Origin of the sequence: Paenibacillus sp. EKM10P, from assembly GCF_011800655.1 — a bacterium.
GTDB lineage: Bacteria > Bacillota > Bacilli > Paenibacillales > Paenibacillaceae > Paenibacillus > Paenibacillus polymyxa.
The window spans coordinates 331,659-352,349 of sequence record NZ_JAALET010000001.1 but is presented as its reverse complement, the minus strand read 5'-3'; the positions used below and the strand labels follow the sequence as shown (position 1 = coordinate 352,349).

Annotated in this window: 21 protein-coding genes; 7 read left to right on the top strand and 14 right to left on the bottom strand. The window is 48.1% G+C overall.

The genetic code is table 11. The features are described 5' to 3' along the window. Nucleotides 1-18: 18 nt before the first annotated feature. Nucleotides 19-1,983: an ABC-F family ATP-binding cassette domain-containing protein gene (locus HFE01_RS01310; RefSeq protein WP_044785774.1), complete on the top strand. Its 1,965-nt coding sequence runs from the start codon at nucleotides 19-21 to the stop codon at nucleotides 1,981-1,983. Nucleotides 1,984-2,527: 544 nt separating this feature from the next. Here HFE01_RS01310 and tsaD read toward each other — a convergent pair. From tsaD to tsaE, 4 genes are read right to left on the bottom strand one after another with little or no spacing between them, the layout of a single operon-like run. Beyond that, a complete protein-coding gene (gene tsaD / locus HFE01_RS01305) occupies nucleotides 2,528-3,592 on the bottom strand; it encodes a tRNA (adenosine(37)-N6)-threonylcarbamoyltransferase complex transferase subunit TsaD (RefSeq protein WP_019686444.1) in 1,065 nt (354 codons plus the stop codon). Next, nucleotides 3,589-4,104, bottom strand: coding sequence for a ribosomal protein S18-alanine N-acetyltransferase (gene rimI / locus HFE01_RS01300; protein ID WP_013369872.1), 516 nt, complete (start codon nucleotides 4,102-4,104; stop codon nucleotides 3,589-3,591). Before rimI ends, tsaD begins: the two co-directional genes overlap by 4 nt. Nucleotides 4,105-4,120: 16 nt before the next feature. Then, nucleotides 4,121-4,957 (bottom strand): tRNA (adenosine(37)-N6)-threonylcarbamoyltransferase complex dimerization subunit type 1 TsaB, encoded by an 837-nt coding sequence (tsaB, locus tag HFE01_RS01295; protein WP_044785772.1) that lies wholly within the window; start codon nucleotides 4,955-4,957, stop codon nucleotides 4,121-4,123. 3 nt (nucleotides 4,958-4,960) lie between these two features. Continuing rightward, nucleotides 4,961-5,440, bottom strand: a complete 480-nt coding sequence (tsaE, locus tag HFE01_RS01290) for a tRNA (adenosine(37)-N6)-threonylcarbamoyltransferase complex ATPase subunit type 1 TsaE (RefSeq protein WP_107734015.1) — start codon at nucleotides 5,438-5,440, stop codon at nucleotides 4,961-4,963. Between the two features lie 135 nt (nucleotides 5,441-5,575). Between tsaE and HFE01_RS01285 the strand changes: the two genes are divergently transcribed. The 5 genes from HFE01_RS01285 (at nucleotide 5,576) to HFE01_RS01265 (ending at nucleotide 10,108) form a co-directional block, all read left to right on the top strand. Continuing rightward, nucleotides 5,576-6,106 (top strand): cysteine hydrolase family protein, encoded by a 531-nt coding sequence (locus tag HFE01_RS01285; RefSeq protein WP_107734016.1) that lies wholly within the window; start codon nucleotides 5,576-5,578, stop codon nucleotides 6,104-6,106. 666 nt (nucleotides 6,107-6,772) lie between these two features. Then, entirely contained in the window at nucleotides 6,773-7,957 is a 1,185-nt protein-coding gene (locus HFE01_RS01280) for an acetyl-CoA C-acetyltransferase (protein ID WP_016821208.1), read from the top strand. Between the two features lie 55 nt (nucleotides 7,958-8,012). After that, nucleotides 8,013-8,753, top strand: a complete 741-nt coding sequence (locus HFE01_RS01275) for an acetoacetate decarboxylase (RefSeq protein ID WP_031463089.1) — start codon at nucleotides 8,013-8,015, stop codon at nucleotides 8,751-8,753. 37 nt (nucleotides 8,754-8,790) lie between these two features. Continuing rightward, the gene (locus tag HFE01_RS01270; RefSeq protein WP_025364277.1) at nucleotides 8,791-9,459 is read left to right on the top strand and encodes a CoA transferase subunit A; all 669 of its coding nucleotides are present in this window, start codon (nucleotides 8,791-8,793) and stop codon (nucleotides 9,457-9,459) included. Next, a complete protein-coding gene (locus HFE01_RS01265) occupies nucleotides 9,452-10,108 on the top strand; it encodes a 3-oxoacid CoA-transferase subunit B (protein WP_013369865.1) in 657 nt (218 codons plus the stop codon). Before HFE01_RS01270 ends, HFE01_RS01265 begins: the two co-directional genes overlap by 8 nt. Before the next feature lie 131 nt (nucleotides 10,109-10,239). Here the strand turns inward: HFE01_RS01265 and HFE01_RS01260 are convergent, their stop codons facing one another. Together HFE01_RS01260 and HFE01_RS01255 are read right to left on the bottom strand one after the other, a co-directional pair. Next, complete coding sequence (locus HFE01_RS01260) at nucleotides 10,240-10,419, bottom strand: H-type small acid-soluble spore protein (RefSeq protein ID WP_025364276.1); 180 nt, start codon at nucleotides 10,417-10,419, stop codon at nucleotides 10,240-10,242. 48 nt (nucleotides 10,420-10,467) lie between these two features. Further along, nucleotides 10,468-10,707, bottom strand: a complete 240-nt coding sequence (locus tag HFE01_RS01255; protein ID WP_016821216.1) for a hypothetical protein — start codon at nucleotides 10,705-10,707, stop codon at nucleotides 10,468-10,470. 208 nt (nucleotides 10,708-10,915) lie between these two features. On the opposite strand from HFE01_RS01255, the gene ku reads away from it, so the two are divergent. Then, nucleotides 10,916-11,830, top strand: coding sequence for a non-homologous end joining protein Ku (gene ku, locus HFE01_RS01250; RefSeq protein ID WP_107734017.1), 915 nt, complete (start codon nucleotides 10,916-10,918; stop codon nucleotides 11,828-11,830). A 19-nt stretch (nucleotides 11,831-11,849) separates the two neighbouring features. Here ku and HFE01_RS01245 read toward each other — a convergent pair whose 3' ends face one another. The 8 genes from HFE01_RS01245 to HFE01_RS01210 all read right to left on the bottom strand — a co-directional run bounded on the left by HFE01_RS01245 (nucleotide 11,850) and on the right by HFE01_RS01210 (nucleotide 20,642). Next, the gene (locus HFE01_RS01245) at nucleotides 11,850-13,709 is read right to left on the bottom strand and encodes an ABC transporter ATP-binding protein (RefSeq protein WP_107734018.1); all 1,860 of its coding nucleotides are present in this window, start codon (nucleotides 13,707-13,709) and stop codon (nucleotides 11,850-11,852) included. 20 nt (nucleotides 13,710-13,729) lie between these two features. Next, nucleotides 13,730-15,256 carry a nucleotidyltransferase family protein gene (locus HFE01_RS01240; RefSeq protein WP_167438277.1) on the bottom strand — a complete coding sequence of 509 codons (1,527 nt, stop codon included), beginning with the start codon at nucleotides 15,254-15,256 and terminating at the stop codon, nucleotides 13,730-13,732. 57 nt (nucleotides 15,257-15,313) lie between these two features. Further along, entirely contained in the window at nucleotides 15,314-15,799 is a 486-nt protein-coding gene (locus HFE01_RS01235; protein WP_016821220.1) for a lasso peptide biosynthesis B2 protein, read from the bottom strand. Nucleotide 15,800: 1 nt separating this feature from the next. Beyond that, nucleotides 15,801-16,103: a lasso peptide biosynthesis PqqD family chaperone gene (locus HFE01_RS01230; protein ID WP_016821221.1), complete on the bottom strand. Its 303-nt coding sequence runs from the start codon at nucleotides 16,101-16,103 to the stop codon at nucleotides 15,801-15,803. Next, nucleotides 16,090-17,145 (bottom strand): dephospho-CoA kinase, encoded by a 1,056-nt coding sequence (locus HFE01_RS01225; protein ID WP_107734020.1) that lies wholly within the window; start codon nucleotides 17,143-17,145, stop codon nucleotides 16,090-16,092. Before HFE01_RS01225 ends, HFE01_RS01230 begins: the two co-directional genes overlap by 14 nt. A 128-nt stretch (nucleotides 17,146-17,273) precedes the next feature. Next, entirely contained in the window at nucleotides 17,274-17,402 is a 129-nt protein-coding gene (locus tag HFE01_RS01220; protein WP_013369856.1) for a paeninodin family lasso peptide, read from the bottom strand. A gap of 53 nt (nucleotides 17,403-17,455) precedes the next feature. Continuing rightward, nucleotides 17,456-19,381, bottom strand: coding sequence for an asparagine synthase-related protein (locus tag HFE01_RS01215; protein ID WP_107734021.1), 1,926 nt, complete (start codon nucleotides 19,379-19,381; stop codon nucleotides 17,456-17,458). Next, a complete protein-coding gene (locus HFE01_RS01210; RefSeq protein WP_107734022.1) occupies nucleotides 19,356-20,642 on the bottom strand; it encodes a sulfotransferase family protein in 1,287 nt (428 codons plus the stop codon). Before HFE01_RS01210 ends, HFE01_RS01215 begins: the two co-directional genes overlap by 26 nt. Nucleotides 20,643-20,691 lie beyond the last annotated feature (49 nt).

The window sequence follows — 20,691 nt, the reverse complement described above, 5'->3', positions numbered from 1 at the left end:
ATGGAGGAACGATACGCTATGCTATTGCAAGTAACCGGAATTACTAAATCCTATGGAATTGAGCCCGTTCTGGACGGGATTAACCTTCAAATATTGGAACGTGAACGTATTGGGCTGGTAGGTGTGAACGGTGCAGGCAAATCGACCCTGCTCAAAATCATTGCTGGTGAAATATCCTATGACAGTGGACAAATCTTTAAAGCGAAGGAAACCAGCATCGGTTATTTGGCGCAAAACAGTGGCTTAAATTCTGACCGTTCGATCTGGGATGAAATGATGCTGGTGTTCACACCGCTGATTGAAGCAGAACGAGAACTCCGGCAAATGGAGCAGGAAATCGCCGATCCGGCCAATGCGCAGAACGAAAAGCGTTATGCCGATCTGCTCGAACGCTATGCACGACGCTCAGATTGGTTCAAGGATCACGGTGGTTATGAAATGGAGACCCGTATTCGCAGCGTGCTGCACGGCATGGGCTTTGGTTCATTTGCACCCGAAACGCCTGTAGCCACCCTAAGCGGAGGTCAAAAAACCAGACTTGCGCTAGCGCGCATCCTACTGCTCGCTCCAGATGTCCTTATGCTCGATGAGCCTACCAACTATCTGGATATTCAAACACTGACCTGGCTGGAAGACTATTTGCGCGGCTACTCCGGCTCGCTGCTGGTCGTATCACATGACCGATATTTTCTGGATCGACTAGTGACGACGATTATTGAAATTGAGCGCCATCGCTCCACCCGCTATACAGGCAACTACAGCCGCTATATGGAACTAAAGGCTGCCGAGTATGAAACAAACATCAAGCATTACGAAAAGCAACAAGAGGAAATCGCACGGATGGAGGCATTTATACAACGCAATATCGTGCGAGCCTCTACAACCAAACGTGCCCAGAGCCGCCGCAAGCAGCTGGACAAAATGGAGCGCATGGATCGACCTATGGGCGATTTAAAAAAAGCCCACTTTTCTTTTGAAACTGCCTATATGTCGGGTAAGGAAGTATTAGAGGTGCGTGACCTTTCCGTAGCGTATGAGGGGAAAAAGCCTTTATTTCAGCATGCATCCTTTGACTTAAAACGTGGAGATACGGTGGCACTGATCGGTCCGAACGGGATCGGAAAATCGACTTTGCTCAAATGCCTGACTGGCTCACTTAAACCTGCTGCTGGGTCCATCCACTGGGGTACGAAAATCAAAATCGGTCTGTATGACCAGGAGCAGACAAACCTGAACCCCGCCAATACTGTACTGGAGGAGTTGTGGAGCGAATACCCTCATATGGAAGAAGCACGGATTCGGACAGTGCTGGGTAATTTCCTATTTAGCGGTGACGATGTACTAAAAAAGGTAGCTTCATTAAGCGGAGGAGAAAAAGCCCGCGTATCCCTGGCCAAGCTAATGCTGCGCGAAGCCAACGTATTAATTCTCGATGAGCCTACCAACCATCTGGATCTATTTAGCAAGGAAGTCCTGGAAGCGGCTTTGATGGACTATGACGGTACGCTCTTGTTCATCTCCCATGACCGTTATTTCCTTAACAAAATGGCTGAACGTGTCATTGAGCTTCATCCTGAAGGAATAGAACATTTCCTGGGGAATTATGATGACTATGTAGCCAAGAAACAAGAGTTGGAGGAAATCGCACAGGAGGCGCTCGAGGCAAATCAGAGCAATCGTGGCAAGGCCCCATCTGCCTCTGCGTCCGTAGCAGACGAGACCACTCCAAAATCACGCGCGGCCACCTATGCGGCAGACAAACAAGCCAAAAGCGAGGAACGTAGTCGTCAACGCAAGCTGGAGGCATTGGAAAACAAGATTAAAACGCTGGAAGAACAAATTGTAGGCTTGGAGGAACAAATGACCATGCCTGAAATTTATCAGGATTACACGGCACTTCAGGATATTCAGGCACAACTCGACACCCATAAACAGGAATTGACTGAAACCTATGCATCCTGGGAGGAACTGCTTGAGGCATAAAGCTGCTGCATAAAATCTTAGCCATAAAAATTTCACATTTCCCTCTTCTATTTTTTGTACACAAGAATATCCACAACTTTTGTGTATGGACGATATTGAAAAATGGCCTTTTAGGCCATTTTTTTATTGATAAAACGCCACCTTCAAATGAAAACCAAATTTATCCACTCTTTTATCCACATTATCCACAGATTTCACAATCAATATAGCTATGAAATATCCCCCATCCTACTATCACCTAAAAGTCTTAGCCTGCTTGCTTCGAGCCTGTTTATCCACATTTTGAACGGTATATGTGGATAACTTTGTTCACAACTTGACAAATCACATCATTATTCGGGCAGTATAAAATTTTCATGTTTTTTTGGTGGAACATGAAAAATCGTGAACAATTGTGACGAATCATGCGAGGAAATAAGATGCTGGCAATCATTCGCTCAAACTCCTGTATTTTATCCTCTTGAAATTCTATTTATATATATGTATAGCGCGGAATAAAAAAAGACACGACCCTGAATGTGTCGTGTCCTTCCTATTCGCTCAATTAAGTTTGAACAGACCACTCTTCCAGAGACAGCCCTGGATCAGCTTTCATGTCCAATGAGGTGAATTCTCCGCGCTTCCACTTGGCGTATGCCGCGGCACCGATCATCGCTGCGTTATCTGTACAGTATTTCATGGAGGGTACAAGCAGTTCGATGCCTTCACGCTCACAGCGTTCCCGCAATGCTGTACGTAGTCCACGATTAGCAGCAACACCGCCGCAAAGCAGCAGCTGCTTCGCACCGTATTCACGCATAGCACGAATCGCTTTTTCCACCAGCACCTCTACGACCGACTCTTGAAAGCCTCTTGCAATCGCTCCCGCATGAACGGTTTCTCCGCGCATTTTCGTCTGGTTAATTACATTCAGCACCGCCGATTTCAAGCCGCTAAAGCTAAAATCATAAGAATCCGGCTCCAGCCATGCACGCGGCAAAGTAACCACTTCCTCCGATTCATGGGCTACACGATCCACATGCGGACCGCCGGGATATGGAAATCCGATGGCTCGCGCTACTTTATCGTAGGCTTCTCCAACCGCATCATCCCTTGTACGACCAATAAGTTGAAAATGACCTTCGGACTCCATCAGCACTAGCTCGGTATGCCCTCCTGACACCACGAGAGCAATGCACGGATATACAATATCATGCTCCAACTGATTTGCATAAATATGTCCCGCAATATGATGCGTTCCGATTAACGGTTTGCCGAACGCCATAGCAGCGCTCTTGGCGGCGACTATACCAACCAGCAATGCGCCAACCAGTCCTGGTCCTTGCGTCACGGCAACCGCTGAAATCTCACGGGGGCTGATTCCCGATGTTTGCATAGCCTCGTCCAGCATATAGGTAATGCTTTCTACATGTTTGCGCGACGCTACCTCTGGCACAACACCGCCAAAGGCTTTGTGTGTTTCAATCTGACTGGAGATCAGATTCGAAAGCACCTCTGTGCCATTTTTCACGACAGAAACAGCCGTTTCATCACAACTCGTTTCCACTGCCAGTATATAGCAAGGCTCGCTAGAGGCAGAGCCTGTACCTGCTTTTTCCGCTTGCGTCATTGCTCCTGCACGCTTCCTTCCTGTTCACCGGATGCCCCGTGTGCGGGAAGATCCGCCCACATAATCACGGCATCCTCGTTATTATCCGAATAATAGCCCTTGCGTACACCTGCAGGCTTAAAGCCCTTTTTCTCATACAAGCCCTGAGCGATCCGGTTCGTTACCCGGACCTCTAGGGTCATACGCTCCATCCCTAAATAAGAGGCAGTCTGCATCAGCTCATCCAACAGCTTGTCTCCAAGCTTGCGTCCACGATAAGCCTCACGAACCGCAATATTTGTAATATGCGCCTCATCCATAATCGTCCACATGCCTGCGTAACCAATAGCTCGTCCATTAAGCTCCATAATCATATATTTAGCGAAATGATTCATCGTCAGCTCATTGCGGAAGGCTTCCTCCGTCCACGGCAGCGTGAACGCTTCATGCTCAATCTCCAGCACATCGGGGATGTCATCCAGTTGCATTAAGCGAAACTCAAGTTTCTCTTCCCGCTGTATGTTCTTTGCCATGTTGCTCACCGCCTCTTCAGCGCTGACGAAGCAGATTGGCTTCCGCCTCCGCCAGCTGGGTATAATTCGGAACCAGCGTATGTAGCTCGTCATATTCCTGACGAAGCAGCTTATCCGCCCCAAGGCGGCCAACCCATTTTCCTTCCAGCTCATACGGTACAATACGAAGCTCGCTCCATGCACGCAAGCGCTCCGCTGTTTCGGCGTGAATCGTCGTTTCACCGACGAGCCAAATCACCGCAGGACGCTCTTCGACAGACAAAACCTCCAAACGTTGCAGCAGATCATCGGTCCACGCAGTCATCAACCGGATAGCATCCGCCTCTAACCGCTGCGGGCTACCGCTGTCGTTAACTGAATTCGCAGTGAACAGCCCCGTGTACACTTGACCACGGCGGGCATCCAGCACAGGCACAATCCAATCTGCTGCCTGCGTCCCAGACGAGTCGTTATTCGCAGACTCATGTTTACCTTCTTGCCCCTTCATTTCGATACCATGATTCCATCCACCCCAAGCCAAAGCCTGCAAAGTGGAAATGGATGTCACCGGAACTCCCCAGGCCCAAGCTAGCGTCTTGGCTGCGGTCACCGCGATTCGGATGCCAGTGTAAGATCCCGGTCCAACACCTACTGCAAGACCGTCCACATCATCGCGTGTCAGTCCTGCTTCGCTCAAAAGCCGTTCCAGCTCAGTAATGACATGCACCGAGTGATTGCGTTCGCCATAAACATTACTTTCTCCCAGCAGCTCTTTTCCGTTCATCAGGGCGGCCGCCATTACAGTCGTCGCTGTATCTAATGTCAAAAACCGCTCACGCGGCTTTTCATTTACATCTGTATGCTCTCTTTGCATGGTTCAAACTCCATTCTCCCGCAAGCTGCGGCACCATTGTTCATAAGGCGCGCCGTACCCGGTCAGGTGAATCAAGCGCTCCCCTACATCCGTTGTTTCTATATACATGTGAAGCCGCTGATTCGGCAATATATCCGGTATAATACTACCCCATTCCACCAGACATACTCCTGTCCCGTAAAAGTATTCGTCCAGCCCCAGATCCTCCGCCTCGTCCTGAGAGATACGGTATACATCCATATGATACAAAGGCAATCGGCCCTCGTACTCCTTAATGAGGGTGAAGGTTGGACTATTTACGATACCCGGCACCCCTAAATGGCTGGCAAAAGCCTTGGAAAAAGCAGTCTTGCCCGCTCCCAGATCTCCATCCAGCACAATCACGGTTCCGGGAACTGCTTGGGCTGCCAAAAAGCCTGCTAATGTCCCGGTCTGTGCCTCTGAGACAGAACGGAATACAAACTGTTCCTGCGAAATTGTCATCTCTTTTAATCACCTTTCGTCCGAATCGGACCGTTCCAACTTGTTCTTTATTATATAGTTCACCTTATGTCGCCGCAAGGCATGAAGACATGCTATTGTAAGTTAAGTGTTACACATAGGGAGGGAATCGAACTGATGGGACAAACCGTTTTACTCTTGATTGATGTTCAGCAGGCTATGTTCATGTATGATGAGAAGCTGTATCGTGAACAGGAAGTTGTAGCGCATTTGCAGCAGCTTTTAACCGAAGCCAGAGCTTCTGGTACACCGGTCATTTTCGTGCAGCATACCGATGAAGCGGATGAGGATTTCCGGGAAAACAGTCTAGGCTGGGCCATCGCAGACGTGGTGCGTCCTCTTCCTCAGGAACGAATTGTCCGAAAATCATCCTGGGACAGCTTCTACCAAACTGAATTGCGTGATGTGCTCCAGGGATTGGGGGCAAGCCAGCTGATTATTGCCGGAATGCAGAGTGAATTTTGTCTCGACACGACTTGCCGAAGTGCCTATAGTCTGGGATACCAGAACAACGTGCTCGTATCGGATGCGCATAGTACATTTGATAGCAAGGTACTAAGCGGCGAACAAATCGTAGCTCATCACAATGCAGTGCTAGGTAATCGTTTTGCGCGTTTGCTCACGACGGCAGACGTACATTTTTCGTGAGCTGTTGAAGTAAAATTTTTACGTTCCAAGCCGATTGCTTTCAAGCAGTCGGCTTCTTTTTTGTTCACCCGAGCAAATAAAAAAACACTGACGTTATAACGTCAATGCTATAGGTGGCCCAGACATATATGGATTGATATTTATCCGAATTCCAAATGTATTCATTTGGATTGGCAACCTGCTTTGCTCTTTTAGATGCTATAAGTCGGTTGCGAATTTACATATAGAGGGAGTTTTCCCCTGCGATGAGCTAAATGAAATTTACCAAGAAATTTTTTTCACAGATTGATTTGCACTTTCGTATTTAACATAAAATTCAATTTTCGATCACTATTTTCAGAAAAATCAAGAAATTAACAGAAAACATTAGAATGACCTACTTATTGTGGACGATATGGCTCTATAAACATCTGTATTTGGATCTATGTAAAGATTTGAACATTGAGCAAAATCTGTATTAGAACTATGATAATTCTGGTTTTAATTTCCAGAAAGGAAAGAAGGCGATCGGACCGTCATACTCACTGTCTTAGGCACCATGATATGCCCGCATGTAAATGTATCTTGCAGTTTTTACGTTTCGTAGGTTAGGACCGGAATTACGAATGGAAGTGCAGTCATGGATGTAGTGTGTCCTTGAACACAGCGAAAGGAATGTGAGTTTTTATGAAAAAAGTAGCTATAGTAAGCCCGTTGAGAACAGCGGTCGGTTCATTTAATAAAGCTCTTGCCCCCCTGAGCGCTCCTGAACTGGGAGCAACCGTGATGACAGCATGCCTTCAGCAAAGTAAATTAGAGCCTTCTTTGATTGATCAAATTTTTATGGGAAATGTTCTTCAAGCGGGCAATGGTCAAAATCCTGCCAGACAGGCGGCACTAAAAGCCGGTATCCCCATTGATGTACCCGAATCAACGATAAACACGGTTTGCGGTTCAGGACTTCATGCCGTCGCGTTAGCTTACGATTCCATATTGGCAGAACAAGGAAACATCGTCTTGGCCGGTGGCATGGAGAGCATGTCGAACGCCCCTTATCTGCTAAAAAATGCTAGAAACGGCTACAAGCTCGGTAACGGTGAATTGGTAGACTCCTTGGTGGCCGATGGCCTAACATGCCCGATCAACCATTACCATATGGGAATTACCGCCGAAAATGTTGCCGAAAAATATGGAATTTCAAGACTTGAGCAAGATGCATTTGCTTATGAAAGCCAGATAAAGGCTGTCGAAGCAAAAAACAACAAGGTTTTTGAAGAGCAAATTGTTCCGGTCATGATCAAAAACAAAAAAGAAACTACTTATTTCACAGAGGACGAACACATAAGAGGAAATACGACGAAAGAAAAACTTTCTCAGTTAAAACCTGCGTTTAAAGAAAACGGAACGGTTACTGCGGGAAACGCTTCGGGCATCAATGATGGTGCGGCGGCTATGCTAGTCGTGTCGGAAGACAAATGTAAGGAACATGCGTTAAAGCCGTTGGCATATATCAAAGGTTACTCGCTTGTTGGTGTTGACCCTGCATATATGGGAATGGGACCGGTAAAAGCCATTTCGTCACTGCTGAAGAAACAGGGAATGTCTATAGATGACATTGATCTCTTTGAAATTAACGAAGCGTTCGCTGCACAAGCTCTAGCGGTGCAAAAAGAGCTTGGAGTTAATCCAGAGAAAGTCAATGTCAATGGCGGCGCGATCGCAATTGGTCACCCTGTTGGTGCAAGCGGTGCTAGGGTATTGGTTACGTTGGTTCATGAAATGGTACGCAGATCTTCACGTTATGGCGTAGTCTCGTTATGCATTGGAACGGGAATGGGAATAGCCATGCTGGTTGAAAATGCTCTCATTTAAAGTGCTTGTTCAAGATAATTGTTGAAATACCTCTTAAAAAGGAAGGGAGATCGCTATGAATCAAAAAGATGTACTTTCACTCCAATCCATGCCTGCGGCCAGTGGTAGTTATGGACGTCCGCCATGCCGGTTCATCAACCGGGAATTCTTTATTATTACCTATGAATCCGATCCCGCAGCGATTAGACAGGCGGTCCCTGAACCTCTTCAGCCGGATGGAAGTAATACGGTTTCCTATGAATGGATCAAAATGCCCGATTCATCCGGTTTAGGAAGCTATGAGGAAAGCGGCATTGTCATTCCGTGTACTTATAATGGAGAACCGTGTAATTTTGTTGCCCAAATGTATCTGGATAACGCACCTGCTATTCTGGGGGGACGTGAAATCTGGGGATTTCCGAAAAAATGGGCGAAACCTCGCCTGATCGTTGAGGATACAGAGACGCTGACGGGTACCTTGCATTATAATAACGCCCTGGTAGCCATGGGAACCACCCCTTTCAAATATAACGTTCTTGATGAAAAGGAAACGGCTAAAGCCATTGCAAAAACGCAAGTTAATCTGAAATTAATTCCTGATGTGGACGGTACCCCTAAAATTGCTCAGTTAGTGGCGTATAATCTCGAAGATATTACTGTAAAAGGCGCCTGGTCAGGACCTGCCAGATTAAGCCTGATCCCCCATGTCAACGCTCCGGTGGCAGATTTGCCGGTTAGAGCTTATGTTGGCGGAAAACATTTTATTGCCGACCTAACACTTCCATATGGAAGAGTCCTATACGATTATCTCCAATAAAGCTTGCTTCCTAAAAAATAGATAAGGAGACAGAACCATGAATAAAAAAGTAAACTCCGCTGAAGAAGCAGTTAAGAAAATTAAAGACGGAGACACAGTGATGGTTGGAGGTTTTATGCAAGGAGGCATTCCGGAGGAGCTGGTGCGTGCGCTTGTCGACACCAATTCCGCTGATAATCTTACGATTATTTCCAATGACACAGGCACACCGGAATTATCTATTTATAGACTTGTAAAAAGTGGAAGAGTCAAGCGAATTTTCGCATCCTATATTGGCTCCAATCCCGAAACAGGAAGGCTCTTGATGACAAAAGAAGCGGACGTTCAACTCTTCCCGCAAGGAACGCTTGCTGAAAAAATACGCGCAGGTGGTGCTGGTTTGGGTGGTATTTTAACCCCTGTGGGTGTAGGCACCATTGTAGAGGAAGGAAAAAAGAAAATCAAAATTGACGAAAGAGAATATCTGCTCGAACTGCCGCTGAAAGCCGATGTGGCGCTTATCAGAGCCCATAAAGCTGATGAAGCAGGGAACCTTGTCATCAACGGCTCTTCACGCAACTTCAATTTGGTGATGGCTACCGCAGCCGAGTATGTAGTTGCTCAGACCGATGAATACGTTAAGGCCGGTGAAATTGACCCCAATCATATCAATGTTCCTGGAATATTTGTCGATGCGATTGTAAAGGTAGGTGGAGACAATGAATAACAGAGAATTGATTATTAGAAGAATAGCCCAGGAATTCAAAGACGGCGAAGTGGTCAACCTGGGTATAGGATTGCCTACCATGGCAGTGGACTATATCCCCGAAAACGTTAATATTATGCTGCAGGCGGAGAACGGAATTGTCGGCGTTGGTCCCAAAGCAGCTCCGGGAAAAGAAAGACTCGATTGTATCGATTCAGGCGGAAACTACGTTACAACCGTGAAAGGAGCCTGCTTTATTGACAGTGCGCTTTCGTTTTCCATTATACGTGGAGGGCATGTGGACGTTACCGTTCTGGGTGCCCTGGAGGTCGATGAGAAAGGCAACCTTGCAAACTGGATGATCCCAGGGAAAAAGGTGCCAGGCATGGGCGGAGCCATGGATTTGGTGGTTGGAGCCAAGAGAGTGATTGTAGCCATGGAGCATGTGAACAAAAATGGGGCGCCGAAAATACTGAAACAATGCAAGCTGCCCCTAACCGCTGTAAATGTGGTAAAGACCATCGTAACCGAAAAGGGTGTCATCGATGTTATTCCGGGTAAAGGGCTGATGCTCAAGGAGATTGCTCCAGGTTTGTCGGTGGAAGATGTTCAAATGGCAACAGAGGCTGAGTTGATGGTTTCTCCACATTTGAAGACCATTGCAGTGTAAAAACCAGTTCCACCTTCAAATTAACTTGTCTTGCGTTTAACTTGTCTCCCCAATCGCACTTATTATATAAAATAAGGTTCGCTAATTGCTCATTGAGCAATTGCGAGCCTTTTTAGGTTGGATTCCCTCTCCTATTGTTCTTCCAATCGATCCACACGAACGGTTTGTGTATTGCCGGGTCTGCTGCCGATCTGTATCGTTGCCATACCGTTCGCTTCATCTACATGCTCAATCCAAATCGGTTTGCCATCCAATTGGACGGCAATCGTTTCGGATGAATCATAAATGGCTTTTGCTCGTTCCACATTCATACTGTGCTCCTCCTGCTCCTTGTTTTTGTGCAATATTTAGAAAGGTCACTAGTCTTCGTCTATAATCCGTTCAACATCCAATGAAGGAAAGCTATGAGAAGGCGAAGTTGAAACTACAGCCTCCAAGTCCACATGAGCGACAGCTACAGGAAAAGGCGGCGGCGTTCCATGTGAAAGGGCAAACTCGGGTGGCAATGCATCCTGTTCGCCTGCAGCAGGCCCTCGAAAGGCAATCTGACTTTGCCCCACACGATGACTGATCTGCTGAGGATAAGGTTTTCTAGGCATCAATGGTGTACCTCCTTTTGAATCGGATATAACTTAACATTCACCAATAAAACCGAAACCATGCGCAAGTGAAGGCAATTCGTAGCCTACATTTGCACCTCATACATTCCTTTGTGCGAAGCATACTAAGTGAAAAAGGAAATGCTCACAGCCCGGGTGTCCGGAATCGAAATATGAAATATGCGGGTAAAAAAGGAGGACTGGCGGTATGCATACAGTCTGGAAAGGCGCGATCAGCTTTGGGCTGGTTCATGTGCCAGTTAAAATGTTTTCAGCTACTGAGGACAAGGATATTTCCATGCGTTATATTCACAAGGAATGTGGGAGTCCACTGAGCTATGTACGGAAGTGCCCTGTTTGTGATAAGGAGGTTGAATGGGAGGAAATTGGAAAAGGCTACGAATATGAAAAAGGAAGATTTGTCATGTTCGACAAGGAGGAACTGGAGCAAGTTAGCGGACAAGCCGATAAAAATATCGTGATTTTGGACTTTGTGGATTTACAGGAAATTGATCCGATCTACTTTCAGAAAACGTATTATTTGTCCCCGGATCAGGCCGGCTCCAATGCGTATAAGCTGCTCATGAATGCAATGAAGGATACCGGAAAAATCGGGATTGCCCAAATCTCCATCCGCTCGAAAAGCAGTCTGGCAGCCATTCGCGTGCTGGATGAATGCTTGGCGGTGGAGACCATGTTTTACCCGGACGAAATCCGTCCCATCTCTCAAGTTCCCAACTTACCTGGACAGGAGGAGGTTAAAGAGAAAGAGCTGACCATGGCAAAAATGTTGATTGAACAGCTATCTACCCCTTTTGATGCAGCAAAGTATACGGATCAGTACCGCGAGCGTCTGCTGGATCTTATCCAGCATAAAGTAGCTGGCGAAGAGGTGCGAATTGCCCCAACACAGCCTCAGACCAATGTGGTTGATTTAATGGCTGCCCTCCAAGCCAGTATTGAGGCAGTGAAGCCTGTCGTTACCGATCCTGGTCCTGCTGCGAAAAAACGTCCTGCGCGTAAACCAGCAGCCGTGACAGCACAACAAGCTGTGGCAGGCGACGCCATCTCTCCTGCTCCAGTCAAAAAGAAAAGGAGCCCTGCTAAACGAAAAGAAACTTGAGCTTTATAGAAAAGGCTGACTAAGGGGCGGCGCTGACAGTGCTTTGATACGAAAGTAGCTGACTGAACGCCCCCCGCTCCTCTTCTACCAGTTGGTGGTAGTTCCCCTGCTGTATGACCTCGCCTTGATCCAGAACAACAATTTGATCTGCATGTCTGATCGTTGACAGACGGTGAGCGATCACGATCAACGTCATTTGACCTTTCATCCGTTCCAATGCTGCCTGAATTGCAGCCTCGTGCTCACCATCCAGCGCACTTGTCGCTTCATCCAGGATGAGTACAGGAGGATGATGCAAAATAGCCCGCGCTAATACCAGCCGTTGACGCTCTCCCCCGGACAGACGAATCCCGCGATCACCAATGACTGTGTCCAGCCCTTCAGGCAGTCTGGATATAAAATTGTCTGCGGCTGCAAAATGCAACGCCTCCCATAGCTGTTGTTCACTAGCATCCTTATCGGCCAGCTTCAAATTTTCGCGGACGGTCGCATGGAACAAAAATGGGTCCTGTGACACGTAGCCAAACGACTGCCGCCACAGCGGCAGCAATTTGTCGTCCAACACATGACCATCGATTTTAATCTGTCCCCCAGTTGGGCGTAAAAATCCCATCAGGACATCGACCAAGGTGCTTTTGCCTGCTCCTGATTTTCCTACAATGGCGGTCATTCCCCGCGCGGGTATCAACAAATTAATATGACGTAGTGCAGGCACTGCTGCACCCTCGTAGCAATAATCCAAATGGCAGCATTCTATTCCCTTACGAAAGGATAGGGGTTGCCGTGCAGATGTAGATGACAAATGATTTACCGATGAATCGAATGGGACATGATTCTCAGAGGATGTAAGCCCAATTAAAGAAGGATCTGAGAAAGTCTCGCATTCCCGTTGCACTTTAGTTACACTCTCAAAAGCAGAGATCATAGACATGATATACTCGAGGCTCGCTTGAATGAGGGCAAACCTGGGCCATAAGCGGGAAAATATAAGGATGAGCACGATCAGTTTTTCAGGTGCAACATGCAGCCACTGGAGCGACACAAATAGGACACTAACGACAAAAACAGCTGCCGCTATGCGATGAAAAAACTGTGTGGTCGCATTTTGCCGAACAAACTGAGTTGTATTATCCTCCATGCGCTGCGTCAGGGAGCGAAACCAATGAATATTCGCTACTTCCAGCAGATTGCTTTTAATATCTTTCATCCCGTTCATATGATCCGTAATTCCAGCAAAATAAATCTGTGACAGCTCAGTGGTACGATCCCCTAATTGTTTGGCATTTCGGATAGAGCGACGGAACACGACAAACAACACCAATCCACTCAGAAACACCAGCCCGGTTAAAGAAGGGGATAACCAAAAAGCCAGCGCAATCTGGATTAGCGTAAACATGGCGGCCGTGGTCAGTTGAAGAAGCAAATTCGTTCCCTGACTGACACGCGCCAGCTCGGTCGTCATCACGTGGCTAAAATCAGATTTACGCTGACGCAAATAAAAAGCCCACTGCGCCTTCATAAAGGAAGTGTATACGTCTATTCGAAGGGAACGCATAAAACGCTGCTGAATCCGTGAGTTAAGAATGGATTGGTAACGCTGAAGCCAAGCCTGCCCGGTAAGCAGCATGACGAAAAACATTAACATTCCCGGCAACAGCCAACTTTTAGGAATGTACGGCAAAAAATAATCAAATCCATCCGACAGAAATGGCATCTCTGAATGACCGCCAAATACGCCGATGGCCGCCAGCATAGGAACAAGCATATAAATACCGACACCCTCCAGTAGGCTGACGATCATCATACATCCAATATTAAGAAATAACGCCGCGCCGTTCACGCTATACAGCTTGGTTATATATAATCGCAGGTGTGTCATCATGTACACTCCTTATCAGGTCAGTGCTTTGAAAATCGACGTTTTAGCCAAAGAAATGGACGTAAAGGAATATACAAAAAATGCAGCTGGCGAGGCAGTGGGCAAATGACTGAATCCCTCGTAGAAGGAAACAAACGGCTGATGAGATACCATAGTCTGTGTCTTGGCTCCTTTAAGGAAAGCAGGTAAGCGCGGCTAACCGGTTGAGGAGTAAACGCTGTTGTTGTAGCTCCAGCAATGGCTGGACTGGAGGCGACTGTAGCAGCACCTACAGGCTTGGCAAGGCTACTTACAGCAGTGTTCACTGTATTCACCGGGTCACCAAGGATGCTGCTGGCATCTTTCGATATGCCAGCAGCACTACTGACGGCGTACAGAACAGCTTCGCCCGAGGTTCCGTTAGCTGAAATACCGCCATCCGAAGGGGCGGTATTCATTGACTCGGTTAAAGCTACGTTAGGCAATAGCTCTGGCCGAACGAGTCTGCCTGTACCCGCCCCATTGGCAACCGGGTACGGCGCAGGGACGCTGGCCTGCATAAAGGCCAGCGCGCTCAGCGCAAGCCTGTGCGCCTGCCGGGTAGCCGATATCGGACGCATCGGCTCCGGGGTTGGCGTACCCAACAGCGCAGCGGCCAGTGCCCAAGCCTGCCCGCCCGCGGGCAGGCCCCCGTAACGGCGCATTAGCGGCAGTAGCGCCCCCCAATCGACAGCGCGTACCGCAAGCCTGTCGATGTCAACCAACCAGCGCAGCCTGAACCAGCCGTGACGCGCTCCGTGTGCGCTGAGGTACAGAAATTGATGCTCGCTGCCAAGCGTATACATGCAGGATGTCGTCACATTCCTGCTGTCGGCAGAAGTCGCTGGTGCCATCTGACTGGCTCGAACTGCTGGGGCTTTACCCATTTGCCGGCAGCCCCAAAGCTCATCAAAGGAGGGCTCCCGCCCCCCATCCGGGTGAAGCCGCCAGTGCAACTCGACTTCGACCCTCTTTTGCGGATGTAAGAAGGAGGCATGATGATCCTTCCACTTCCAGCTGCCAAGGACGCGCACTTCTCCGCTTTTGGACGCATACCCAGCTTCCTTCATCCAGTGCTCCGCTTCATCCATGTCATCCGGGGCAATAAGTAAATCAATGTCTTTAGAGGTACGCAGGGAAACATCCCCGTACAATTGCTGCGCCAGAGCAGGACCCTTCAACATCAGCACACGAATTCCATGAGCTGTGAGCAGCCTGGTCAGACGCTCGGCTTCTGCTTGAAGATGGAGCATGCGCAGCGTGTTTCGATGATATTGCGCCTGAAGGTTTCGCAGCAATTCTGCGGGAATGAACGGGTGATTCAACGTTTTCAGCTGGAGATACACCGTAGGTATCACACGATGGTGTTCTGTCAGACGCAGCAAGCGGGACCAATCGATCTCCTGCAACTGGGAAACAGTCATCGTATTCTGCCATAGATTGACGTCTTTACGAAGTAGAGAGAGTAACAACTTTAATTCTTGATCCTCATTCCAATTCGCAAGTTCCAAAATAGACTTGGTGGTCATGGATTCTTCTCCTTCGATTCTTTGAACGTTCTTTGTTCCTTTTATATCGCACTAAAACTAAAACAGAGAACTGCCTTTATCCGCTGTCCTCGTATTTGTAGCTGTCCCAGCACGTCTCCCGAATATTCCCACCACGGTAAACGCTCCCATCTCCCGTTCTCCCGTAACATAGATCGGCCCACTCCGTACCCATGCATGTGCTGCCAATTGTCCCGCAGCATTTTTGGCTGTGCCCAGATACAGTGTACAGTCCAGTTTTCTCCGTACCAGCAACGTCATAGCGGCAGCGGCTTGTACAAGACAGCTACTGCGCCAAGGAGTATAACGGCTGGCTACATCCACAGCTTGTGAAATGTGACGGATAGACTTCTCCTGCCCGATCTCGCACTGCCAAGAAGTTTCTTCCATACATGTCCCCCAAGCCCCTGAGTAATCTCCAAAAGAACGACGCTGGCGAAATCTCGCGCATCCCAGCTCCAGCCAGGCTTCCGGCAACAATCTCCCGACCTCTGGAGACAAGAGAAGAAGCCGTTGTATCCGCATGTTAGTCCAACTCCCGTAGGAGCCTCAGCAATCCTTCCCGCTCCAATTCAGCTACAAAGGTATGTACCTGCTGTCTGCACTGTTCCTCGTCCACTTCATATTCATTCGTCAGGACAGTTACAATATCTCCAAGTGAAGGACTGGATTCAGCTAGTTCCCAGATCCGTCCTCCTGTGAAGCCTAAATTATAATACTTTCCCGTATGAATACTCATCATCACTTTTTCTCCGTCCATATCACTTACATAGACTTCTTCACCATACGTGATGCGATAATGATCCTTAGCTGGATTAATGGCTGCCATAACTCTTTTCCTCCTTATGAATGAGTTCAAGTACGCGTTGTACAACCTCGGACGCCGTAAAGAAGGAGCTATCCCTCAGCAGCCGCCAGCCTTCCACTTTCCGAGCCATCCGGGCCGCTGTATCAAAATACCATTCACCCAAACCCATTCGCGAAATGATCGCCCTACGATATGTATGCTGTAGTAATGTATGCAAGCACTCCAGTTTGTTCAAGGGCTGTTCCGTAACCACCACTGGCTCCCCTTCACGCATCGACTCACGGTTGGGAGAATCGCTCACAAGCTCGAATACACCGCCCAGGGGAAGCGGATCGTTATAAAATTCGTCCACAGCAGGCACGGCATATTTATTGAGCTCACCTGCAATCCTACGCAAATCTTGGTATTGTGCCCTTACAGGATTACCGTCAGTTAGGGAAAGAACATGCTTTCTTTGCCGTACATGCTTGTTCTCCCGTAATGCCTCCAATTGAAGCAAGCTTTCCAGTCCCAGCTTCTGCTGCGGATATGCCGGATATACGATGGCTGCGGAAGCTGTCACGTTTATAGCAATCACATCATCACTGATCATCTGATAGCCAGCCTGTCTAAAGGCAGCAGCCAGCGTCGATTTTCCCGTGCCGGATTCACCTACAAATGCATAGACCCGACCTCCGATGACGACCGCACTTCCGTGAATAGGTAAAACCCGTTTTTGCAACAGTAGAACACCCATGCATGTGCCCAGTACAAACAACCGCACGGTGTCAGGATCAGCCCCAGGCAACATACTTACCTCGATTTCCTTGCCTCCCCTGATGGCATAAATGGCCGTGTCCGGTATTAGGAACATAAAGCGTTCACCCTGCATTACAAAATTGGCCTGCTCCAGTTGGTCCCTCCATGCTGACAAATCAACCTGCCGGATGACCACATCCTCTACCAATCCCGCTTCTGCTGGGATCAGCTCAGGCAGAGTCAGCTCACTGGCAATCCTGAGTCCAAAGGCTGTATATTTCACCCAACTGTTATGGGCACTCCTGTCATGCGCGATAGGACTCACTCCCTGTTCTTAAAATTCCGTCTTTATTTCTTCCGGTCCAACCTAACCCGAATGAAATAAAGACGGCTCGTGATCAGTAAGCTATCTGGATCTCAGCCCAACATCGGCTCATGTATAATTATCTTCCGTTAGCTCGGATTATACAGATCGGCATCATGGTCTGACACCCAATCAATCTGTTTCCAGCCTTTACCCGCCATAGTCTGGTTAATATCCAGCACCTCAATCGTCGGTTCCTGCCATTCTTTTTTACTCATCTCATCACCTCCCCTCCCACGAATGGCACGCCGTCTGATCGGTTAGATCCAAATCAGTTCAAACCACAGAGAAAACGGTACACGATCAGGCTGTGCATGAATAGTCGTATATTCGGATCGGATGCCTGGTCCGGACGGGGATGTCGGTATTTCGCCATAGCCGTCTTAATGTAGTCCATATTGAGATATTCGGCAGCTCGTAAATCATGACACATCACTTGCAGCTCTCCCATAAACGTGTCCCAGCAAGGAAGCATACGATGTAGCCAATCCGCAGGCTGTACGCCGCGTACTCGCTGGTTCAACCGAACATCATCGGGGAGATGATCACGCATAGCTTTACGAATGAGGGCACGGTCCCGGCCATTTTGTACATATTGTTCAAAAGGTACCGATAAGCAAAAGCGAATGACACGGCTGTCCCCGGTCGGATCACGTTCCCACAGGCCATAACGGAGTGAAAGTTTGGTCGCCATGACACCATTTTTGTTGGCAATCGCCAAATTTGAAAACTTCTCTTTTCTTGTCTGATCGGCATTTTTTCTCCAGCCAGTTCCACTCAATACGGGAATATCTTCTACATTCATCCGCTTGGCAAACTCCGGGTGAATCAGTGAAGGAATCGGACTTTGCTTGCCACGTCCCCACCATGTGCGAGCGTCAAGTGAGGTGGCTTTTTTCAACATCACGGGCAGTAAATGAGACATACGACTGCCTGTAAGCTTGCTATACTGCCTCACTCCCTGCCAAGATTGCAGCCAATGCAAACGGCGAAACTGACGGGCATAATAGTCCAGTGCAGGCCCCCACGATACGGTAAAATTGCCCCGTGCCCCAGTCAACAGAACTCCGACATTATGTTCCTGTGCTTTCTCATAAAAACCTCTAATCCAGAAGGAGTTTTCAAAATATTTGTAGGGAGCCTCCATCAACTCCAGCCAAATATCAATTTCAGAAAACGGACTTTTCCCCTCAAAATCCATATAATTTTCACGAATGTTGCCCACATAGCGAGCCGTGGACTGAATATAGCTGCGTTCATTTGCCAGCAATGTAGGCGGTGTCCAATCTGTAAAATCTTGAACAGGTACATAGCTGTAGGCATGTAGCGGCTTGTGTTGTAAGTGCAGCGATGGCGCGGCAAAGCTGGCAACCGCTCCGGAATCCAATCCCCCACTCAGGGCAGCCCCTACAGCGCGATGCGTCCGTAATCGGGCAGTTACCGCCTGGGAGAATACCTCGCGGAAAGCTTCTATGTATTCGCCGCCTGTTTTGAGCCGCAACGGCTCTACCTCATCCAGACATGCATATTTACAGAGCGATTGCTTTCCCTCTTCCATAGTGAACCAATGTGCAGGAGGCAGCTGGTTGATATGCTTGTAGGCGGTTGTCCCGATATCGACGGATTCCTGCATTGCACGGATAGATAAGAATTCGGCCAGCCATGGTTCATGCAGTTCTTTTCGCAGAGAGGAAAGAACCAATAGCGGAGCGACTACCGTGCTAAACGCAAATCCTCCGTCATGTTGGTAGGTGTACAGCGTACGATTGCCTGTCATATCTCTAGCACCATATAACCGATGTTTCTTGGCATCCCAAATGACAAAGGCAAAATCACCTATCAGATAACCTGCTGCATCAACACCCCATTTGTCGTATGCCAGTAAAATCAGCTCGCTGTCCGTGATATCTATCCGCCGCCCCTGCTCAACTGCTAGTCGTTCAAACAGCTCAGAACGGTTGTCAATGATCGCATCGGCCGTGATGGCCAAGTCTCTTAGCTCATCATAAAAGGGAAGACGCTCATGAACAGATTCTGGGGTCACATGCTGGGCATGACATCCCAAAAAAATCGAACCTTCACACCAAGCGCACACGCGGTCAGCGGGATATTTTTGCAGAGTTTGCATCATTTTTTCGCCTTCTTCAGCATATACAGACTCATGCCCAAATCTATAGATTCCGGCAATTGCACTCACGTTCTCCCCCCTTTTCTTTTCCGATACTTGATAATACTTCAGACGCCCAGCGCCCGAACTTACGGGCCAATAAATGGGACCGGAATCCTTGGCTTGGGCGCTGATAGCTTTGGAGCTGCGCGATCAGCCGGTTCCGTTCCTCAAAGCTATGTGCCAGTCTGTTTTCCAGTGATTGAATTCGTCGATCACTCACGATCTGTGCCATATCCATCCTTGCCGGGTTGTGAGGTGCAGCATGACAGGTTGCATTTGTCATGAATTCTTTGTTATCTGCATCCTGTTCTTCCAGCATTCGATAAGCTGCCTTCCATTCAAAGCCACTTTGTTGGAGGAACTGGTGTGTACGTCGACTCAACAGCTCTACATCCGGGTCATCCTCAAACCGGACTCCCGTCAACTGCTCAGCCTGTTCCAGCGCTTCTCCGTAACCAAGCTGCCTAAACAAGCGAGCTCCAATACTTCTGCAATACAGTTCAATTTCCATTGTACTCAACAGATGTTGCCAGCTATGTATCGAATTCTGATGCGCCTGTTCATGCTCCATGACAAACGGATCACCCGCTCCCATGCTATAAAAAAGATTGGATTGGGGCGTATCCGCAAAGTTCCCGTACCTTTCCATCCCCGGCTCATAATGGATCTCCAGAAAATGACACAGCTTCTCAATCTCCATCCTTGGATTGGCTACGAGCTGTTCATACATCAGCGGGTATGCAAGTGGATGAGGTGTGGCAAAATAATGAGCGTACCGGAACAAACCAACCGTAATATCTGTCATTTTCATATTAAAATGCGGACTTCCCAGTTCCTTCAGCAGGTGAAAGTTCCCATTTCGGAGCTGATTGACCTTTTTAAACGAGGCCACGATGGACAAAGGATTGCGGATAAGCCACACTCGACGGGCAGCCGGGAACAAACGGTCTACAAATTCAAGCACTGTATAGTAACGCGGTGATTTGTCGATAAGCATATCAGCGGTCGTCCCTTGAAGCAGGCCATTATATATTTCAAGTGCATACGAACGAGCGGCCTGCTCCAATACATGTGGAGGGACCATACCTTTAAAAAATTGCCGGAGTATTCCTGTTCCTCCATATGGCCGTGCATGTGACTGAGGAAGATCATATAAACTGAGCAGAAACCACATTTCCTGCGTGGCAAACAGACGGGAATGGTTTTGCAAAATGGCGGTTAGCATCGAGCTTCCACTTCGAGGGACACTCAACAGAAATACTAGCTTTCCGCCCTGCTTTTCAATCAAGCACACTCCTCCTCTACCTCTGCTCAAGACGTTTTAATAGATACATATC